The organism is Bacillus nitroreducens (assembly GCF_964021195.1).
Map to the genome: position 1 here is coordinate 2,462,156 of NZ_CAXHYI020000003.1, position 18,342 is coordinate 2,480,497.

The following is an 18,342-nucleotide window of genomic DNA, read 5'->3' on the forward strand; positions in this document are numbered from 1 at the left end:
TATAAAAAAGGTACTCCCATTTTTTGCTGGAGTACCTTTCTATTATTGTTTAGGGACTTTTACCTTAGGTAATACTTTCTGTAGTGGAACTTTACGAACTCGTTTCCATGTTTCCTTATTTTCTGGGTCGTATTGCTCTAAGAAGTTAATGACTTCTTTTGTTATCGGTGTTGGAGTGGAAGCGCCAGCTGTTACGGCTACTTTTTCTACTCCTTGAAGCCATTCAAGTTTAATGTCACTTACATCCGCTACACGATAGGCTGTAGTACCAGCAATTTCCTCAGAAACCTGTGCAAGACGGTTTGAGTTATTGCTTTTTGGATCTCCAACTACAATTGTTAGATCTGCGGCTTTGGCTTGTTCGGCAACTGCTTCTTGACGAACTTGGGTAGCTAAGCAAATTTCTTTATGAACCTCAGTATGTGGGAATTTTTCTTTTACCTTTTCCATAACGTGAAGGACATCCCATTGACTCATTGTTGTTTGGTTTGTTACAACTAATTTTTCGCTATCTAGCTCAAGATTTTCAACATCTTCAACTGTTTGAACAAGATGAACGAAACCAGGTGCCACACCGATTGCACCCTCAGGCTCTGGATGGCCTTTTTTACCAATATAAATGATGTGATATCCTTCTGCTGTTTTTTCCTTGATTAAATCATGTGTTCTAGTTACGTCAGGGCAAGTTGCATCTAATGTAACAAGACCTCTTTCCTTCGCTAAGCGTTTCACTTCGGGTGATACACCATGTGCTGTAAAAATAACTGTACCTTCTTTTACCTGATTAAGGATTTCCAAACGATTAGGTCCATCAAGTGTAATAATTCCTTCTTCCTCAAAGGCATCTGTTACATGTTTATTGTGAACAATCATTCCTAGAATGTAGATTGGTCTTGGTAATGTTTTATCTAAAGCGGCGTTTTTCGCAATCACCATTGCATCTACAACGCCGTAGCAATATCCACGTGGTGCAATTTTGATTACTTCCATTCAGTTCTCCTCCTCAGGTAATAAATCGGATAGCTCATACCATATCAGGTACTCTCGTAATCTCGTATTTATTATATCTGAGTATGGATGATATTACAAAGTCTTTTAAATGTAAAGCTTTGGTACTGATTTTCCCGTACCACTTGTTTTTGCTTTCTCGTCGATCTTTTCAACATCTTCACCATCTGGAGTTACTTCAGAAAGGGAAATTGTTTCATCTTCTTCTTTTTCGTTTTCTTCACTCTCATCAAAGTCTGCGTTTTTAATCGCATTATACATTTTTATCATTGAGGGGATGTTCTTCATTAATGGCCCATATTGTTGAACCATAGGAACGACTGATTCTGCCATTTTTAATGTCTTTTGTACATTTCCCATAATTGCACTAAGGTTGGAAGGATTGGCTAAGTTTTTTAGGGTCCCTGAGTTCATTCCCTGCATTCCTGTGGAATTTAAGAAACCAGGCATACCTCCCATTCCTTGCATAGGATTCGTATTTCCCATTCCAGGGATTAATCTCTTAAGAAGTCCACCTAAACCACCAGGCCTTCCTTGCATTCCAGGCATAACGCCTTGCATCCTAGGTATACCTCCTTGCATTCTAGGCATCCCACCTTGCATTCTAGGAGGTTGAAAGCCATAATGGTTGCCAAAGTTAACAGGTGGCCTCATTGGTCTCATTTGATTCATTGGATGTCTTGGATAAAGCATTTTACTTATCCTCCTTTCATTCGTGCATAAGATAAGTAGAAATTAGTGATAAAACCTTGTTTATAGAATATGCGATATGGTAAATAAATGTTTACCAAATCGGGAGAATGGGCTGATTGGTGTTTTTACAAGCTTTCTATTATAATAAGTTGTTGGGTAATTCGAATAAAAAACCAAGTTGAATCTAACCTTACATAATAAAACCATTTAAATAAATGAGGGATCGTAATGACAATACAAAATTTTGAACGTTTTCAGTTTCAACCGTTTATCCTAGAGGCTTTACGAGAAATTAAATTTACAAAACCGACTGAAATACAGGAACGATTAATTCCTAGTATTCAGCGAGGTGAGAGTGCGATTGGTCAATCTCAAACGGGTACAGGAAAAACATATGCTTATTTATTACCAATCATTAATAGAATTGACCCGAGCAAACAAGAGGTACAAGCTGTCATAACAGCTCCAACACGTGAACTCGCAACGCAGATCCATCAAGAAATCGGTAAAATCATTAAATTCAGCGATGAAAATCCGATAACAGCAAAATTATTCGTTGGTGGAACAGATAAAGTACGTATGATTGAAAAGCTTAAATCACAACCACATATCGTTGTTGGGACTCCAGGAAGAATTAATGACTTAGTTAAAGAACAAGCTTTACAAGTATATACTGCTGATCAAATTGTTGTTGATGAAGCAGACCTAATGCTTGATATGGGGTTTATAGAGGATGTTGACCAGATCGCAGCAAGAATGCCAGAAAACCTGCAAATCTTAGTGTTTTCAGCAACAATTCCTGAAAAGCTAAAACCATTTCTGAAAAAATATATGGAAAACCCTAGGTATACCCATGTTGCACCAGAACAAGCAACGGCTGCTAAGGTTGAGCACGTCCTTGTTCCATTACGCCATCGAAATAAGATCAATCTTTTGAAATCAATGCTAGAAGTCTATAATCCATACTTAGCGATCATTTTTACAAATACAAAGAAAATGGCCGACGAAGTGGCGGATAGTCTCATTGAAAAAGGAATGAAGGTTGGGAGGATTCACGGGGACCTTCCTCCACGAGAGCGTAAAAAGGTTATGAAGCAGATAAATGCGCTCGAGTTTCAATATGTAGTAGCAACCGATTTAGCCGCAAGAGGAATTGACATTGAAGGAGTTAGTCATGTCATTAATTATGAACTACCAAGTGATCTTGATTTTTATATCCATCGTGTTGGTAGAACTGCGAGAGCGGGCTATTCAGGAATAGCAGCAACCATTTATGAAACTTCAGATGAAGATGCATTAGCACGATTAGAAAAAATGGGTGTTACGTTTGTGAATATGGACCTTGAAAAAGGAGAATTTATCGAAATAGGAGAACGAAACAAGCGTAAAGCTCGAAAGAAACAAGTCGATGAAATTGATAAAATGGCACAAAGTAAAGTCAAAAAGCCGAAAAAAGTCAAGCCAGGCTACAAGAAGAAAATGAATAAGGAATTAGAAGATTTCAAAAAACGACAAAGGCGTCTAAAAAGAAAATAAGCTGTAGTTATGATAGAATGTCCTATGAATGATTAAATGGGTGTTCAAAAAGTAAGATGAAGTGAACCGTTTCTGCAAGACGGACGGCTCTTGTTTTGTTGACACTAGCACTTTCTAAAGCGGCGAAATTTCAAGGTATGGAGCTTTGAGTACCGAAGTGAACGGTTTGAGTAGTATCTCTTTACCTTGGGTTGAGTGATAAACTACGTATAGAAACAAGTGGTCGAAAACAATTATTTACGGATGTTCTCGGGAGAGTGACTAGCAGAAAATGGATGTTTCGGATTCACCAGGCTTTTTGATTACCCCTCTTAAAGGGATAGGAGTGTTAATGCATGCTGAAAATAGGTTCACATGTTTCAATGAGTGGTAAAAAAATGCTTCTTGCTGCTAGTGAGGAAGCAGTGTCATATGGTGCTAATACATTTATGATTTATACAGGAGCACCACAAAATACAAGACGAAAAAAAATTGAAGATTTAAATATAGAAGCAGGCCTAGCTCATATGAAGGAAAATGGGATTGATGATATTGTAGTACATGCTCCATATATTATTAATATTGGTAATACCTCAAACCCAGCTACGTTCGAGCTAGGTGTAAACTTCTTACGCTCTGAGATGGAAAGAACAGAAGCTCTCGGAGCAAAACAAATTGTGCTTCATCCTGGAGCTCATGTAGGAGCTGGGGCTGAAGCGGGAATCAAAAAGATTATTGAAGGCTTAAATGAAGTTCTGACAAAAGATCATAAAGTCCAGATCGCGTTAGAAACAATGGCAGGAAAGGGATCAGAATGTGGACGATCATTTGAAGAAATTGCCCAGATCATTGATGGAGTTACCCATAATGAGAAGCTTTCTGTCTGCTTTGATACATGTCACACTCACGATGCAGGTTATGATATAGTAAACGATTTTGATGGGGTACTAGAACAGTTTGATAAGATCATTGGGATTGACCGAATCAAAGTCCTTCACATTAATGATAGCAAAAATGAAAAAGGGGCAGGTAAAGACCGACACGAAAACATTGGTTTCGGAAAAATAGGCTTTAAAGCACTTAACTATATTGTCCATCACCCGTCCCTTGTAGAAATCCCAAAAATTCTAGAAACACCTTATGTAGGGGAAGACAAAAAAAATAAAAAGGCCCCATACAAATTTGAAATTGATATGATTCGTTCACAGTCATTTGATGAGGACTTACTAGAGAAAATCATGAATCAATAACATAAAACAAATTTCAGTAGGGGCTTCGCCTCCTAGATGTTAGATTATGAACTCAGTGTCGCCCCTTAATCGGCCAATTACGAATGGTTGATCTGATTTTACCAGTAAAAAAGCTGTCTATTGGGACAGCTTTTTTTAACTGGTAAATTTGATGAATAATTGATTTAACTTTCTTGCGACTTCAGGACTCGTTAATTGAGCAATTTCTCTTAATAATTGATTTTTTTCATCTGGATTGAAGATATTAATATGGGTTCTTTTTCGGATTAGTTTTAACACACTTGTTGCTTGTTCTCTTGTTACGTGTATATCGTATTGTTTCCCATATTTTATTAGGTCGGTTGGTGTTAGGGTTTTTAATTTTTGATTTACGATTTGTTGATATATATTCATTTGTTAATCGTCACCCTCCTCACGTTAGTTTATTTCATTATGAAATGGGTTGTGCATAAAATAATCATTTTTTGAGTGAGAGTTATTCTTTACTTTGCAAACCTCATCCTGTATACTTCATAAAGTATAAATCGTAATGATTCTTAATAATATCTAAATAATGAATAAAATAAGGTGATAGCTTGAGACAAGTGAATTCAATTTTAACGATAAAGGATCTTTCCTTTCGGTACGAGGAGCAAACTGTTTTAGAAAACATTCATATGGTCGTCCCAAAAGGATCATTTCTAGCCATTGTCGGCCCAAATGGTTCTGGAAAAACGACTCTTCTTAAAAGCATACTTGGACTCGTTAAACTGCAAAAAGGCTCCATTGAATTGTTTGGCACACCAATATCAAAATTTAAAGACTGGACCAAAATTGGATTTGTTTCTCAAAAGGCAAATAGTTTTAATTCAGGTTTTCCTGCAACCGTTCAAGAGGTTGTTTCTAGCGGACTTACTGCAAAGCTTGGTTTGTTTACCTTTTTTAAGGCTGAGCATAGGAAAAGGGTAAAGGAAGCACTTCGATCTGTTGGGATGGAAGAATTTTTAAATCGGAACATTGGTGAATTATCTGGAGGGCAGCAGCAGCGTGTCTTTATTGCTCGTGCACTAGTTAGTGAACCCGAGCTTTTAATATTGGATGAACCAACAGTTGGTGTTGATTCAGGAACAGTTCAAGCTTTTTACGATATGCTTGAAAACATAAATAAGGAAAAGGGAATTACATTGATATTAGTTACACATGATGTTGGGACGGTTTCTGAAAAAGTATCACATGTGGCATGTTTAAATAAAAATTTGCATTTCCATGGAAGTGCTGATGAATTTGAACACCTTCAAGACCATGACTTATCCCAATTTTATGGGCATTCACTTCAATTAATTACCCATGATTAGGTCAAAGGAAGGTGAAACAATGCTTTCAGACATATTTCAATATGAATTTTTACAAAATGCATTCTTAAGTGGTTTGCTAATAGGATTTATCGCACCCTTGCTCGGTGTTTTTATTGTTGTAAGAAGACTCTCTCTCATTGCAGATGCTCTGAGTCATGTAACATTAGCAGGAATAGCAGCAAGTCTCTTACTTGAAAGAAAATTGGGTCTTACCCAGCCAATTAATCCCATTTATATGGGAATGACATTTTCAGTTGTGGGCTCTCTTTTTATTGAACGCTTACGAACGGTATATAAACACTATCAAGAACTTGCAATTCCAATCATTCTATCTGGGGGAATTGGGTTAGGTGTTATTTTTATTTCGCTTGCGGATGGTTTTAATACAGATTTATTTAATTACTTATTCGGCAGTGTAAGTGCAATAAGCCGTTCTGATTTATGGACCATTCTTGGCATAGCAGTTTTTGTTATTTTAATCGTCATTTTTCTGTATAAAGAATTATTTCTATTATCATTTGATGAAGAACATGCTGCTGTTTCAGGAATAAATGCGAAAATCATTCATTTCATATTTATTGTGACGGTTGCATTAGTGATTGCTGCTTCGATGAGAATTGTTGGGATTTTATTAGTATCTTCACTCATGACACTGCCTGTGGCAGCTAGTATTCGAATAGCGAAAGGGTTTAAACAAACGATTATCCTCTCTGTTATATTTGGTGAATTAGCCGTAATTTTTGGATTGGTGCTTTCATATTATCTTGATTTAGCTCCAGGAGGAACGATTGTCCTACTCTCAATCATCATTCTTTTAGGGGCAATAGGGTGGAAAAAATGGTGGAAAGGAAGAACGACATGAATGTATCTGAAGCGATGCAGTTAATGAAGGATAAGGGATTTAAGCATACAGATAAAAGACAGGAAATGCTTGAGCTATTTTCTATTTCTGATAAATATTTAACCGCAAAAGAAGTATTGGATGGATTAAAGGAAAACTATCCTGGAATGAGCTTTGACACAATCTATAGAAACCTTTCGTTATTTGTTGAATTAGGTATTTTGGAAATGACGGAGCTATCAGGTGAAAAACATTTTCGTTTCACATGTGGCGGAAGTCATCACCACCATCACTTTATTTGCATGGAATGTGGAAAAACAAAAGAAATCGAATCATGTCCAATGGATAAAATGAATGAAAATTTAGCAGGATACGATATAACGGGGCACAAGTTTGAAATTTATGGCTCTTGCCCTGAGTGCAGAGTATAGGGATTACGAGCCTACTGTCGCGTTGTGATTCAAATGGCATTATAGACAATGATTAACAATTATATTTCTCCTCTCCTTAACTTATACTATAAATGCTCCTTACCATAAGGAAAGCGAGGGATAAGCATGGCAAACGAAGAAACAAACGTGAGAAAGATTCGAGACGATGATTTTGAATACGTTGATCCCAATTTAGGTGCAAATGCTGACTCTAGCTATAATGAGGAGACCGCAGCCGAGGTTGCAGCTCCAATTAATTATGGAACCACAAACCGTGAGGTAAGAAAGACTACGGATGATAATGTAGCGAGTGGTACTGGTCTTGGCTGGCTAGCTCTTGCGTTATCGATTATCTCCTTATTTGTAATGCCTGTCTTGATGGGAGCGGCAGGTATTATCATTGGATTTATCGCACGCCGACGTGGTGCAACAGGTATAGGAGCATGGGCAATCGGTATAGGTGCTGTATCAATCATTGTAGGCATCTTTATCCTCCCATTTTTTTAACAAGTAATCTCATCTAAATTAAATAAGCCCGACACTGTCATGTGTCGGGTTTGTTTTTAATTAGCTCCATTCGCATCGGCTCTCTGGTCTGGCAAAACACATCGGAAGGTAGCACCCTCCTCGTTTTAAAGCCGATAGGCGTACGTTTTACGCTTTTTCCGCAGCTTGTTTCGCGTAATATTCTTCTGCTAACTTATCAATTTCTTTTTTTAATTCTTCGACCATGGTTTCTTCAGGAACTTTTCGAACGGTTTTTCCGTGACGGAACAATAAACCTTCTCCGCGTGCACCTGCAATACCTATATCAGCCTCTTTAGCTTCTCCTGGGCCATTAACTGCACAGCCTAATACCGATACTTTAATCGGTGCTTTAATGGTGGAGATGTACTCTTCAACCTCATTTGCAATCTTGATAAGGTCAATTTCAATTCTTCCACATGTTGGACATGAAACTAAAGTTGCAGCATTCGACACTAAACCGAATGATTTTAACAATTCGCGGGCAACCTTAACTTCTTCAACAGGGTCAGCACTTAGTGAAACACGTAACGTATTTCCGATTCCTAAGTTTAGAATGGCACCTAAACCAGCTGCACTTTTAACGGTTCCTGAGAAAAGTGTACCAGACTCCGTAATTCCTAAATGCAGTGGATAATCGAAAGCTTTTGCTGCTTTTTCATATGCTTCAATTGCTAGTGTAACAGTAGAGGCCTTCATGGAAACAATAATATCATGGAAATCTAGGTCCTCTAAAATTTTTATGTGATGTAATGCACTTTCAACCATACCATCTGCTGTTGGATATCCATATTTATCAAGAATACGCTTCTCCAATGATCCTGCATTAACACCGATACGAATTGGAATTCCTTTTTCTTTTGCAGCTTTTACAACAGCCTCAACCTTTTCTTTTCGACCGATGTTACCAGGGTTAATTCGAATTTTATCGGCGCCTCCCTCAATTGCTTTGAGGGCTAATTTATAATCAAAATGTATATCTACAACAAGTGGAATAGAAATTCTTTTTTTGATTTCAGAAATCGCATTTGCTGCACGCTCATCTGGACATGCTACACGAACAATTTGACATCCTGCTTCTTCTAGTCGATTTATTTCTGCAACGGTAGCTTCCACATCATGTGTTTTGGTTGTGGTCATACTTTGAATAATGACTTCATTATTACCACCAATCGTTAAATTACCTACCTTTACAGGGCGTGTTTTAGTACGATGGATGATTTCACTCACGAATATCGCTCCTTTAAAATTAAAGCTATGATTATTTATATAATTCTTATATTAGAGTAATCCTTTATTTGAAAAATATCTAGTCTAAAGATTGATTACTTTGCTTATTTTACAGTTGTATCAAAGAAATAACAAGGATATATCCTTAATCGTTTGTATATAATGGGAATTTATAGGTTTTCCCAATTTGTAATAAAGCAGCTTCACTTTGAGGATTTAACATTTCAAAATCATTGATCACAGATTCGATTGAGGACATTTTCTTCCCTTCGTTTAATTCCTCAACAATAGATAATAAGGTGTCGCCTGGTTTCACTTCAACTTCCAAAAAAGGGTTGTTTTGAGTAGTAGTTATAACTTCTACAGCCTCTATCTTCTCTCCTTTTGTAGTTGGTAGAGTTCCAATCCTGACATCGTAATAAATAATATATAAAATAAATGCAATTGCTAGGAATGCAAAAAATCGCTTCATAATAGTTACCTCCAGTTACGTCTAGTTAATACAGAATATGCTAGGATGACCTATATATTCCAAAAATTAATAGAAAGAACGAAGGATTTAGTAGAGAAGCTAGAATACATAAATTTGGATAACTAGCAAAAAATAGAATTATAAGAGAGTAATTAGCATCCTTATGTTACAGAATTGTAAATTTGCTTAATAAATCTTTACATAAAAAAAGGACTACGGTACTATTTCATATGGGTTTGGCTTACAAAATCAAAAAATAGGAGTTGTCATTGTGGAACTAGATGTTCAAAGTATGATATTTCAGTTTATAGGTGGACTTGGTATCTTCTTATTTGGTATCAAGTACATGGGAGATGGATTGCAGAAATCCGCTGGGGATAAACTAAGAGATATATTAGATAAGTTTACAACCAATCCATTTATGGGTGTTCTCGCAGGTATTATTGTAACAGGTTTAATCCAAAGTAGTTCAGGAACGACAGTTATTGTTGTTGGACTAGTTAGTGCTGGTTTTATGACGCTAAGGCAAGCAATCGGTGTTATTATGGGGGCAAATATCGGAACAACCGTTACTGCATTTATCATAGGTATTAATATTTCTGATTATGCACTTCCAATAATTGCCGTAGGTGCAATATTACTGTTCTTCTTTAAAAATAAAAGAATACATAGTTTTGGACAAATTGTATTTGGCTTTGGTTCTCTCTTCTTAGGTTTAGAGTTAATGGGGGACGGTATGAAACCTCTAAGAACACTCGAAACTTTTCATGATTTAACGGTAAGTATGAGCACCAATCCAATTTTAGGGGTAGTTATCGGTACAGTCTTTACAGTAATTGTTCAAAGTTCAAGTGCTACGATTGGAATCTTACAAGGACTATTTGGTGAGGGATTGTTAGAGCTTAGAGCTGCAATACCTGTATTATTCGGTGATAATATTGGAACAACGATTACTGCTATTTTGGCATCCATTGGTGCGTCTGTGGCAGCCAAACGTGCAGCATTAACACATGTTATGTTTAATATTATTGGAACGATTATTTTTATGCTTTTCCTTGTACCTTTTACAAAATTTATTGCTTTTTTACAAAATGCCTTAAATTTAAACCCAGAAATGACAATCGCATTTGCGCACGGAACATTTAATGTGACAAACACGATTATCCAATTTCCTTTCATCGCTGTGTTAGCCTATATTGTAACAAAGCTAATACCAGGGGAGGATTCATTAATTGAATACAAGGCAAAACATCTTGATCCAGTATTTATTGAACAATCTCCAGCAATTGCTTTGGGACAAGCAAGAGAAGAAGTTGTTCGAATGGGCGGATTTGCAGTTAAAGGATTAGAGGAAACGAATAGCTATTTAAACGAAAAGTCACAAAAACTTGCAGATTCATCAATGCAAATTGAAGATGCAATCAATAATCTTGATAAAAAAATAACAGATTACCTAGTTAAGCTTTCATCAAGGTCTCTGTCAGCACAAGAATCCACTTTACACTCGACGCTTGTGAACACCGTTCGAGATATTGAAAGAATTGGAGACCATTTTGAAAATATTGTGGAATTGGTCGATTATCAAATTTCAAATAAAGTGAAATTGACAGATGATGCAATGGAAGATTTAAATGAAATGTTTAAATTAACGGTGTATACGGTTAATGAAGCAGTCCAATCTTTACAAAATAATGATCGTACAATGGCGATAGACGTTGTGAAGCAGGAAGAAAAAATTGACTCAATGGAACGCTCTTTACGTAAAAAACATATTCTCCGTTTAAATGAAGGAAAGTGTTCAGGTCAAGCAGGTATCGTCTTTGTTGATATAATTAGTAACCTGGAGCGAATTGGAGACCATGCAGTTAATATTGCAGAAGCAGTTCTAGGCGAACGACATTTATAATATTTTAAAAAACAAGGCTAATTGCCTTGTCAGAGTGTAGAGAAAGGGGTATTTTTTCTCTACACTTTTTGTTTTCGGTGGTTTTTGTAGTTGTAAGTTGACATTATTCTTTATCAAAAATCTTGAAAATATCACTCCCAACCATCTAGCCTTGCTTGGCTAGGTGGTTGGCAATCTTTTTCATGTTCTGGCAGGCTGCTGTAAGTAATACCTGCTCACTAGCATTTTTAATTCCCCGTAACCTACAGTAGCGAAGCCCATGCAGCTCTTTTGAGTCTGCGAAGCTTCGCTCTACGGTTTCTTTTCTAAACTTATAAAGAATTTTCCCTTCTGGAGAGAGGCGATTTAGCCTCACCTTATCTTTATGATCTTCCCAAACATGACGAGTAACAACTTTTTGCTTATTCTGGGATCTAGTGCATTGTTCAAGAAGAGGGCAGGTTGAACATTTCTTGGGATCTGACTTGTACTCTCGGTAACCTTCTCTTGTAGTTGAACGATATGTTAGTTCCTCGCTATTTGGACAAACATAAATGTCATTTTCTTTATTATATTTAAACTTCCATTTTGGAAAGAGTCCTTTTGTTGGTTGATACCTTCTATGGGCAATAACTCCAAAGATCTTACGATCTGATAATCCTTTGCAAATCGGATTAGTTAAGTATCCAGAGTCAAGAGCAACAGCTTCCACATTAAAGTTAAATCGTAAGATTTGACGATCTAAACGGCTAAGATATGGTATTGAATCATGGACATTACCTGGAGTTACGAATGCATCAGTTATAATGTTAAACTTCAAATCTGTTGTCCGATGGTCTAAATAACAGAACATCTCTTGCTTATTGTCTCGCGACATAAACCCACTTTCTGGATCTGTGGTACTTACTCTAATCTCTTTTGTTTCTTTCACCTCCTCCTTTTCCTTTAAAGGCTTTTTTCCATGTTCAGCACGATCTTCTTCAATTGCCTTATTTAACTCATTTAAATATTCACGAGTTTCTACTTCAACTTCTTCCCTTGTAAATTTATGTTTATTCGCATTAGCTTTGAGATGAGTGGAGTCCGTAAATAAGACTCTTCCGCCAACCATTTTGTGATTCATTGCAAGAAGAACAATTTCATCAAAGATTTCTTGGAAGATGTCTGTATCTTTAAAACGCTTATGGCGATTCCAGCTTATTGTGGAATGATGTGGTACAGGATCTTTAAATCTGAGACCTAAAAACCAACGATATGCGACATTAAGTTTTATCTCTTGTTCAAGTTGTCTTTCGGAACGGATACCATAAAAATATCCAATAAACATCATTTTAAAAAGAACAAGAGGGTCGATCGAAGGTCGACCATTATCTTCAGAGTAGTAAGGTTTTACTCTCTCAATTATAAAAGAAAAATCTATGTATTTATCTATTTTTCGTAACAGATGGTTATCTGGAACAAGCTCGTCAATTGATACAAATTCAATTTCATTTTGTGTATTTTCCCTAGTATTTAACACAATATCACCAACCCTAATTTATTAACTATATTATAACATATTAATGCGGTGAATTAGTAAAGTGTATCAAAAGAATAAAGGCTGTCGAGACTTTCTCGACAGCCTGACAAGGCTAATTGCCTTGTTTTTTTAATAAGGAGGAAAGATAGTGGGATTTGTTATGTGGTCGATAATAATCGTATTGTTTGTAATCGCATTTGTTGGCCTTGTTTATCCAATTATACCAAGTGTACTTTTTATTGCTGGAGGCTTTTTAGTATATGGTTTCTTTCAGGGCTTTGAATCATTATCCTTCTGGTTTTGGTTGGTTGAAGGGTTGTTTCTACTATTATTATTAGGTGCTGATTATGCAACCAACTTACTTGGAGTAAAAAAATATGGAGGGAGCAAGGCTGCGGTTTGGGGAAGTACGATAGGTCTACTTGTTGGTCCGTTTTTGATTCCGATTGTAGGAATCATTATTGGTCCATTCCTGGGGGCAGTCGTTGCTGAACTGCTTGTCCATAAAAAAAGTTTTAAAGATGCTCTAAGAAGTGGTTTAGGCTCACTGTTAGGATTTTTAAGTGGTGTACTTGCAATAGGTTTGATTCAGGCAATCATGATCATATATTTTTTTATAGTTGTTTTTTAATTGCATAGAATTTAGGGGAAGTGGGAACTTTAAATCTGGTACGTACTACATATTTAAAAGATTTTGTGTATGAGTAGTGCTTTTCAATTGAAAGGTTATACTAATTTTGGTAATCTTACAATTGAGGATTATTGGAAACGAAATCGTTTTCAAATCTTCTATATTAATACATACTCAAGGAGGAATAAAAATGGCATACGAATTACCACAATTACCTTATGCTTATGATGCATTAGAACCACACATTGACAAGGAAACAATGAATATTCACCACACTAAGCACCATAACACATACATCACGAACGTAAATAATGCAATTGCAGGGAAAGCTGATCTAGAAAGCAAATCAGTAGAAGAACTAATTTCTAATCTAGATGCTGTTCCAGAAGATATTCGTACAGCAGTTAGAAACAATGGTGGTGGACATGCAAACCACAGCCTATTCTGGACAATCCTTTCTCCAAACGGTGGTGGAGCACCAGCTGGTGAATTAGCAGATGCTATCAACAGCAAATTTGGAAGCTTCGAAGCATTCAAAGATGAATTTACAAAAGCAGCTACAACTCGTTTTGGTTCTGGTTGGGCTTGGTTAGTTGTAAACAATGGTGAGTTAGAAGTAACAAGCACTCCTAACCAAGATTCTCCATTAATGGAAGGTAAAACTCCAATCCTTGGTCTTGATGTTTGGGAGCATGCTTACTACCTAAACTACCAAAACCGTCGTCCTGATTATATTGCTGCATTCTTTAATGTAGTAAACTGGGAAGAAGTAGCGAACCGTTACAATTCTGCAAAATAATGTGAAAGTAAGGCCAGTGGATTTCTCCACTGGCTTTTTGTATAGAAAGATCTCCTGGAAAACAATAAATGATATCCCATAAACTCCGCCTTCGATCAGTGCTTTTCTTGTGCTTGTCGCCAATGAACGGGCACCTTATGCTTTTCTTCTTTTGTCTAGTTCCAGCGCCTAGCCCCTCTCTGGTCTAGCTAAGCTGTCAAGAAGGATAAAATACATCCATCTCGCCAGCTTTTCTTATGCTTTTCGGACTTGCACAGGAAGTGCTGACGTCTACGTTTGCCACAGGACGTGGCAGTAGTTAGTAGATGTACGATTTCAAGGCGCTTGCACTTTTCTTCTATTATGTCTAGCATAAGGTGCCATCGGCTCGAGGTCACAAGCCAATCACTTCTGAAGGCAAAAACCGCCTTCGATCAGTGCTTTTCTTGTGCTTGTCGCCGATAAGCGGGCACCTTATGCTTTTCTTTGTATATCTCCTTTTTTTTATCGCACAATAAAGAGTGTAGATAGAAAAGGGGAGTCAGCAAATGTTTCGTTTTAAAAAAGTACTAGGTGATGTACCCATACACAAAGATTTAATTTTGTTACTCGTAATTGGTGGTTTGTATGCGTTAAGTATTGCTTTATCCAACACATTTGTAAACGTCTATTTATGGAAACAGTCTGGTGATTTTAAGGATTTGGGTTTATATAATTTAGCAGTTGTTGTACTGCAACCATTAACCTTTATACTGGCTGGAAGATGGGCAAAAAAAATCGATAGAGTGATTGTGCTAAGGCTTGGAGTATCCTTCTTAGCTATTTTTTATATCACAGTTCTATTGATAGGTGAAAATGCCTCACAATTTTTACTTTTGTTGGGGGCGCTTCTTGGTATAGGCTATGGGTTTTATTGGTTAGCCTTTAATGTCTTAACGTTTGAAATTACAGAACCTGAGACGCGTGATTTTTTTAATGGCTTTCTAGGTTTACTGGGTTCATTTGCTGGTATGATCGGTCCAATTGCAGCAGGACTCATTATTTCTTCAATGGAAAGCTTCACAGGTTATACAGTAATCTTCGGGATATCGCTAGGATTGTTTACAGGTGCAGTTGTGCTTAGCTTCTTTTTGAAAAGACGAAGTGCAGAAGGAGACTTTGTTTTTAGACGAATCATTGCAGAGCGAAAAAACAACTCAAATTGGAAGAACATTTTAAATGCTCATTTTTTCCAAGGAATTCGTGAGGGGACGTTTGTCTTTGTTATCTCAGTCTTTGTTTTCGTGGCAACGGGCAGCGAGTTAGCTCTAGGGAAATTTGGTTTAATCAATTCGGCCGTATCCTTTTTGTTTTATTTTCTAGCAACTAGGTTAATCAAAAAGAAAATGCGCAAAAAGGCAATACTTATAGGTGGTTTATTGGTTTACCTGGCTATCTTTGCGATTCTTTTTGATGTAACCTATACAAGGTTAATTATTTATGGTGTTATTATTGGTGCCGCTTATCCCATTTTGCTGGTTCCATATAACTCCTTGACCTATGATGTGATTGGTAAAGGGTGGAATGCAAAAGAGATGAGAATTGAATACGTGGTAGTAAGAGAAATCTTTTTAAATATTGGAAGAATTATTTCTATTATAATGTTCTTAATAGCTGTCACGTTTTTTGATGAAAAACAAAGCATCCCAATCCTCTTAGCAATTATTGGAGCGGGTCACTTGCTTCTTTATCTTCCGATTAAGCAGATTGAAATACCAAAGACAGGAGAACCTGTACAATCAAAGTCAGCTGCGAACCGTAAGCTTATAGAAGGTGAAGGTGGTTCGACTGCGTAATCCCAATATTTATTCGTGGAAAAAAACGCTAGAATCAACTACAATGATTAGTAAAGGCACCTGGCCTCGCAAGGTGCCTTTTTCATTCATAAAAATGTAGTCTTATGATAAACTTAGTAAAGGTCTAAAAAATAAAGGTAGTTGATGTCGATGATAAAAAAGAAAAAATCACATGTTCCATTTCGGTTAAATATGTTATTTTTTATTGTCTTTTTACTTTTCTCTGCATTGATTTTACGTCTAGGTGTCGTTCAAATTGTGCATGGTGAGAAATACCAAAAGGAAGTTGAAAAGACAGAAAATGAAATTGTAAACCTTCCTGTACCTCGTGGTAAGATTTATGACAAAAACGGAAATGTCATCGTTGACAACAAAGCTCTAAATGCAATCACATATACGAGGGCAAGAGGGACGAAGCAAGAAGAAGTGTTGAAAGTCGCGGAAGATCTTGCAAAACTAATAGAGATGGATACAGAAAAAGTGACAGAGCGTGACTTGAAAGATTTTTGGATGCTAAAGCATCCAGACGAAGCAGAAGAAAAGGTTAAGAAAGAATTAGAGAAAAGGGAAACCGGGGAATTAGAAATTTCTGACAAAGAAATTTATAGGCTTCAAATCGAGCGGATAACCGAAGAAGAACTTAACCAAATTACGGAAGCAGAACTAGAAGTTGCTGCGATCTTCCGTGAAATGACAAAAGGTTACGCACTTGTCCCACAGATTATTAAGAATGAGAATGTAACGCCAGAGGAATATGCTGTTGTCAGTGAAAACCTTGAAAATTTACCTGGTGTAAACACCACAACAGACTGGGTTCGAGATTACAAATTTGACAACACATTAAAGTCAATCCTAGGCAGAATCTCTGATACTGACGAAGGGCTCCCAAGCGATAAACTTGATTATTATTTAGCACGTGGCTATAACCGTAATGATCGAGTTGGATTAAGTTATTTAGAGGAGCAATATGAATCTGTATTACATGGCCAAAAAGCAAAAGTGGAAAATGTGATCAAGGGACATGCTGTGCAAGAAACAAAAGTCATTTCAGAAGGTCAAAGAGGTAGTGACCTTGTGTTGACAATTGATATGGAACTTCAACAAGCGGTTGAACAAATCTTGGAAGAACAAATAGTAGCCCATAAACAAATGAAAGGTACCCAATATCTAGATCGTGCGTTTGTTGTTATGATGAATCCTAAAACAGGAGAAATTTTAAGCATGGCTGGAAAAGTCTATACAAGAGGCTCGGATGGCAAGATGGGCTTCCAAGATTATGCGTTAGGTACCATTAACGCTGCATATGAAATGGGCTCTTCTATTAAAGGTGCTACCATGCTTACTGGTTATGATACAGGTGTCCTTAATATTGGGACAGCTTATTACGATACACCAGTGAAAATTAAAGGAACCAAACCAAAGGGTTCTTGGAAAAATTTAGGTCATACGAATGACCTGAGAGCACTTGAATTGTCATCAAACGTATACATGTTTAGGACGTTCCTTGACTTAGCTGGAGGACGTTATGTATATAATCAACCAATTTCGATTGATTATGATGCATTCCGTGTAGCAAGAAATTATTTTGGTCAATTTGGTTTAGGTGTGAAGACAGGGATTGATTTACCAGGAGAAGCTACAGGTTATGCAGGCTCTGAATTTTCACCAGGTTTACTTATGGACTTAGCGATTGGCCAATATGATACGTACACAACCTTACAATTAGCACAATATGTTTCGACGATTGCAAATGATGGATACAGAATGCAGCCAAGGATTGTCAGACAAATTCATCAACCAACAATGGATGACAATGAATTAGGTCCTGTACAAAAACCGTTTGAACCAACAGTGATGAACAAAGTTGATATTGACCAAAAATATTTTGACCGCGTTCAACAAGGGTTTAAATTAGTTTTTCAAGGATCAAGTGGTACGGCTCGTGGAACTTTTTCTAGTAAACCATATGATCCAGCAGGAAAGACCGGATCTGCCGAATCCTATATTAATGGTAAAAAAGCTGTAAATAGTACACTTGTTGGGTATGCGCCATTTAACAATCCAGAGGTAGCGTTTGCTGTCGTCATACCATATGCGTATGATAATAACTCATCAAATTCCATGAACCAGAAGGTTGGAGCTGCAATTTTAGACAAATATTTTGAACTAAAAGAATCTAGAATCTCACAAGCTAAAAACCAGCAGGATGGAACCACTGAGCAACAAACGGAAACAGAAGAAGGAGAAGAAACTGAATAAATTTCTTGAAAAGCCTAGCGATACTTCGCTAGGCTTTTTCTGTGCAATAGAAGAGTGCTTTCGACAAGAAACGGGTATATTCATCATTTTTATAAATTTACAAAACCTTTACATTCAGTTCATACCAGATTAATAG

General features: G+C 36.8%; 17 protein-coding genes. 11 read left to right on the forward strand and 6 right to left on the reverse strand.

The window, feature by feature from the left end:
- Positions 1–42 precede the first annotated feature (42 nt).
- A complete protein-coding gene (locus tag ACWPVE_RS15770) occupies positions 43–990 on the reverse strand; it encodes a 4-hydroxy-3-methylbut-2-enyl diphosphate reductase (RefSeq protein ID WP_453994935.1) in 948 nt (315 codons plus the stop codon).
- 105 nt (positions 991–1,095) lie between these two features.
- A complete protein-coding gene (gene vrrA / locus ACWPVE_RS15775; RefSeq protein WP_453994937.1) occupies positions 1,096–1,701 on the reverse strand; it encodes a VrrA/YqfQ family protein in 606 nt (201 codons plus the stop codon).
- 228 nt (positions 1,702–1,929) lie between these two features.
- Between vrrA and ACWPVE_RS15780 the strand changes: the two genes are divergently transcribed.
- Both ACWPVE_RS15780 and ACWPVE_RS15785 read left to right on the forward strand, forming a co-directional pair.
- Positions 1,930–3,237 (forward strand): DEAD/DEAH box helicase, encoded by a 1,308-nt coding sequence (locus tag ACWPVE_RS15780; protein WP_453994939.1) that lies wholly within the window; start codon positions 1,930–1,932, stop codon positions 3,235–3,237.
- 335 nt (positions 3,238–3,572) lie between these two features.
- Positions 3,573–4,466, forward strand: a complete 894-nt coding sequence (locus ACWPVE_RS15785; protein ID WP_453994941.1) for a deoxyribonuclease IV — start codon at positions 3,573–3,575, stop codon at positions 4,464–4,466.
- 135 nt (positions 4,467–4,601) lie between these two features.
- Here the strand turns inward: ACWPVE_RS15785 and ACWPVE_RS15790 are convergent, their stop codons facing one another.
- Positions 4,602–4,859, reverse strand: a complete 258-nt coding sequence (locus ACWPVE_RS15790; RefSeq protein ID WP_453994943.1) for a DUF2624 domain-containing protein — start codon at positions 4,857–4,859, stop codon at positions 4,602–4,604.
- A 191-nt stretch (positions 4,860–5,050) separates the two neighbouring features.
- Between ACWPVE_RS15790 and ACWPVE_RS15795 the strand changes: the two genes are divergently transcribed.
- The 4 genes from ACWPVE_RS15795 to ACWPVE_RS15810 all read left to right on the forward strand — a co-directional run bounded on the left by ACWPVE_RS15795 (position 5,051) and on the right by ACWPVE_RS15810 (position 7,579).
- Positions 5,051–5,800: a metal ABC transporter ATP-binding protein gene (locus ACWPVE_RS15795; protein WP_453997584.1), complete on the forward strand. Its 750-nt coding sequence runs from the start codon at positions 5,051–5,053 to the stop codon at positions 5,798–5,800.
- Positions 5,801–5,819: 19 nt separating this feature from the next.
- Positions 5,820–6,662: a metal ABC transporter permease gene (locus ACWPVE_RS15800; protein ID WP_453994946.1), complete on the forward strand. Its 843-nt coding sequence runs from the start codon at positions 5,820–5,822 to the stop codon at positions 6,660–6,662.
- Positions 6,659–7,072, forward strand: coding sequence for a Fur family transcriptional regulator (locus tag ACWPVE_RS15805; protein ID WP_453994948.1), 414 nt, complete (start codon positions 6,659–6,661; stop codon positions 7,070–7,072). Before ACWPVE_RS15800 ends, ACWPVE_RS15805 begins: the two co-directional genes overlap by 4 nt.
- Positions 7,073–7,198: 126 nt before the next feature.
- Positions 7,199–7,579, forward strand: coding sequence for a DUF4190 domain-containing protein (locus ACWPVE_RS15810; protein WP_453994950.1), 381 nt, complete (start codon positions 7,199–7,201; stop codon positions 7,577–7,579).
- Between the two features lie 147 nt (positions 7,580–7,726).
- Here ACWPVE_RS15810 and ispG read toward each other — a convergent pair whose 3' ends face one another.
- A complete protein-coding gene (gene ispG / locus ACWPVE_RS15815) occupies positions 7,727–8,833 on the reverse strand; it encodes a flavodoxin-dependent (E)-4-hydroxy-3-methylbut-2-enyl-diphosphate synthase (RefSeq protein ID WP_453997586.1) in 1,107 nt (368 codons plus the stop codon).
- A 139-nt stretch (positions 8,834–8,972) separates the two neighbouring features.
- Complete coding sequence (locus ACWPVE_RS15820) at positions 8,973–9,299, reverse strand: hypothetical protein (protein ID WP_453994952.1); 327 nt, start codon at positions 9,297–9,299, stop codon at positions 8,973–8,975.
- A gap of 271 nt (positions 9,300–9,570) precedes the next feature.
- On the opposite strand from ACWPVE_RS15820, the gene ACWPVE_RS15825 reads away from it, so the two are divergent.
- On the forward strand, positions 9,571–11,205 hold the full coding sequence (locus ACWPVE_RS15825; protein ID WP_453994954.1) for a Na/Pi cotransporter family protein: 1,635 nt from the start codon (positions 9,571–9,573) through the stop codon (positions 11,203–11,205).
- A gap of 145 nt (positions 11,206–11,350) precedes the next feature.
- Here ACWPVE_RS15825 and ACWPVE_RS15830 read toward each other — a convergent pair whose 3' ends face one another.
- Entirely contained in the window at positions 11,351–12,703 is a 1,353-nt protein-coding gene (locus ACWPVE_RS15830; protein WP_453990053.1) for an IS1182 family transposase, read from the reverse strand.
- A 148-nt stretch (positions 12,704–12,851) separates the two neighbouring features.
- Here ACWPVE_RS15830 and ACWPVE_RS15835 point away from each other — a divergent pair, with 148 nt between their 5' ends.
- The 4 genes from ACWPVE_RS15835 (at position 12,852) to ACWPVE_RS15850 (ending at position 18,206) form a co-directional block, all read left to right on the forward strand.
- A complete protein-coding gene (locus ACWPVE_RS15835) occupies positions 12,852–13,334 on the forward strand; it encodes a DUF456 domain-containing protein (RefSeq protein ID WP_453994956.1) in 483 nt (160 codons plus the stop codon).
- 190 nt (positions 13,335–13,524) lie between these two features.
- Entirely contained in the window at positions 13,525–14,133 is a 609-nt protein-coding gene (locus tag ACWPVE_RS15840) for a superoxide dismutase (RefSeq protein ID WP_453994958.1), read from the forward strand.
- 527 nt (positions 14,134–14,660) lie between these two features.
- On the forward strand, positions 14,661–15,947 hold the full coding sequence (locus tag ACWPVE_RS15845) for an MFS transporter (RefSeq protein ID WP_453994960.1): 1,287 nt from the start codon (positions 14,661–14,663) through the stop codon (positions 15,945–15,947).
- 150 nt (positions 15,948–16,097) lie between these two features.
- The gene (locus tag ACWPVE_RS15850) at positions 16,098–18,206 is read left to right on the forward strand and encodes a peptidoglycan D,D-transpeptidase FtsI family protein (RefSeq protein ID WP_453994962.1); all 2,109 of its coding nucleotides are present in this window, start codon (positions 16,098–16,100) and stop codon (positions 18,204–18,206) included.
- Positions 18,207–18,342: the final 136 nt, after the last annotated feature.

Coding starts and splice junctions, on each gene's coding strand:
- ACWPVE_RS15770 (WP_453994935.1), bottom strand. CDS start 990: ATGGAAGTAATCAAAATTGCACCACGTGGATATTGCTACGGCGTTGTA.
- vrrA (WP_453994937.1), bottom strand. CDS start 1,701: ATGCTTTATCCAAGACATCCAATGAATCAAATGAGACCAATGAGGCCA.
- ACWPVE_RS15780 (WP_453994939.1), top strand. CDS start 1,930: ATGACAATACAAAATTTTGAACGTTTTCAGTTTCAACCGTTTATCCTA.
- ACWPVE_RS15785 (WP_453994941.1), top strand. CDS start 3,573: ATGCTGAAAATAGGTTCACATGTTTCAATGAGTGGTAAAAAAATGCTT.
- ACWPVE_RS15790 (WP_453994943.1), bottom strand. CDS start 4,859: ATGAATATATATCAACAAATCGTAAATCAAAAATTAAAAACCCTAACA.
- ACWPVE_RS15800 (WP_453994946.1), top strand. CDS start 5,820: ATGCTTTCAGACATATTTCAATATGAATTTTTACAAAATGCATTCTTA.
- ACWPVE_RS15805 (WP_453994948.1), top strand. CDS start 6,659: ATGAATGTATCTGAAGCGATGCAGTTAATGAAGGATAAGGGATTTAAG.
- ACWPVE_RS15810 (WP_453994950.1), top strand. CDS start 7,199: ATGGCAAACGAAGAAACAAACGTGAGAAAGATTCGAGACGATGATTTT.
- ACWPVE_RS15820 (WP_453994952.1), bottom strand. CDS start 9,299: ATGAAGCGATTTTTTGCATTCCTAGCAATTGCATTTATTTTATATATT.
- ACWPVE_RS15840 (WP_453994958.1), top strand. CDS start 13,525: ATGGCATACGAATTACCACAATTACCTTATGCTTATGATGCATTAGAA.
- ACWPVE_RS15845 (WP_453994960.1), top strand. CDS start 14,661: ATGTTTCGTTTTAAAAAAGTACTAGGTGATGTACCCATACACAAAGAT.
- ACWPVE_RS15850 (WP_453994962.1), top strand. CDS start 16,098: ATGATAAAAAAGAAAAAATCACATGTTCCATTTCGGTTAAATATGTTA.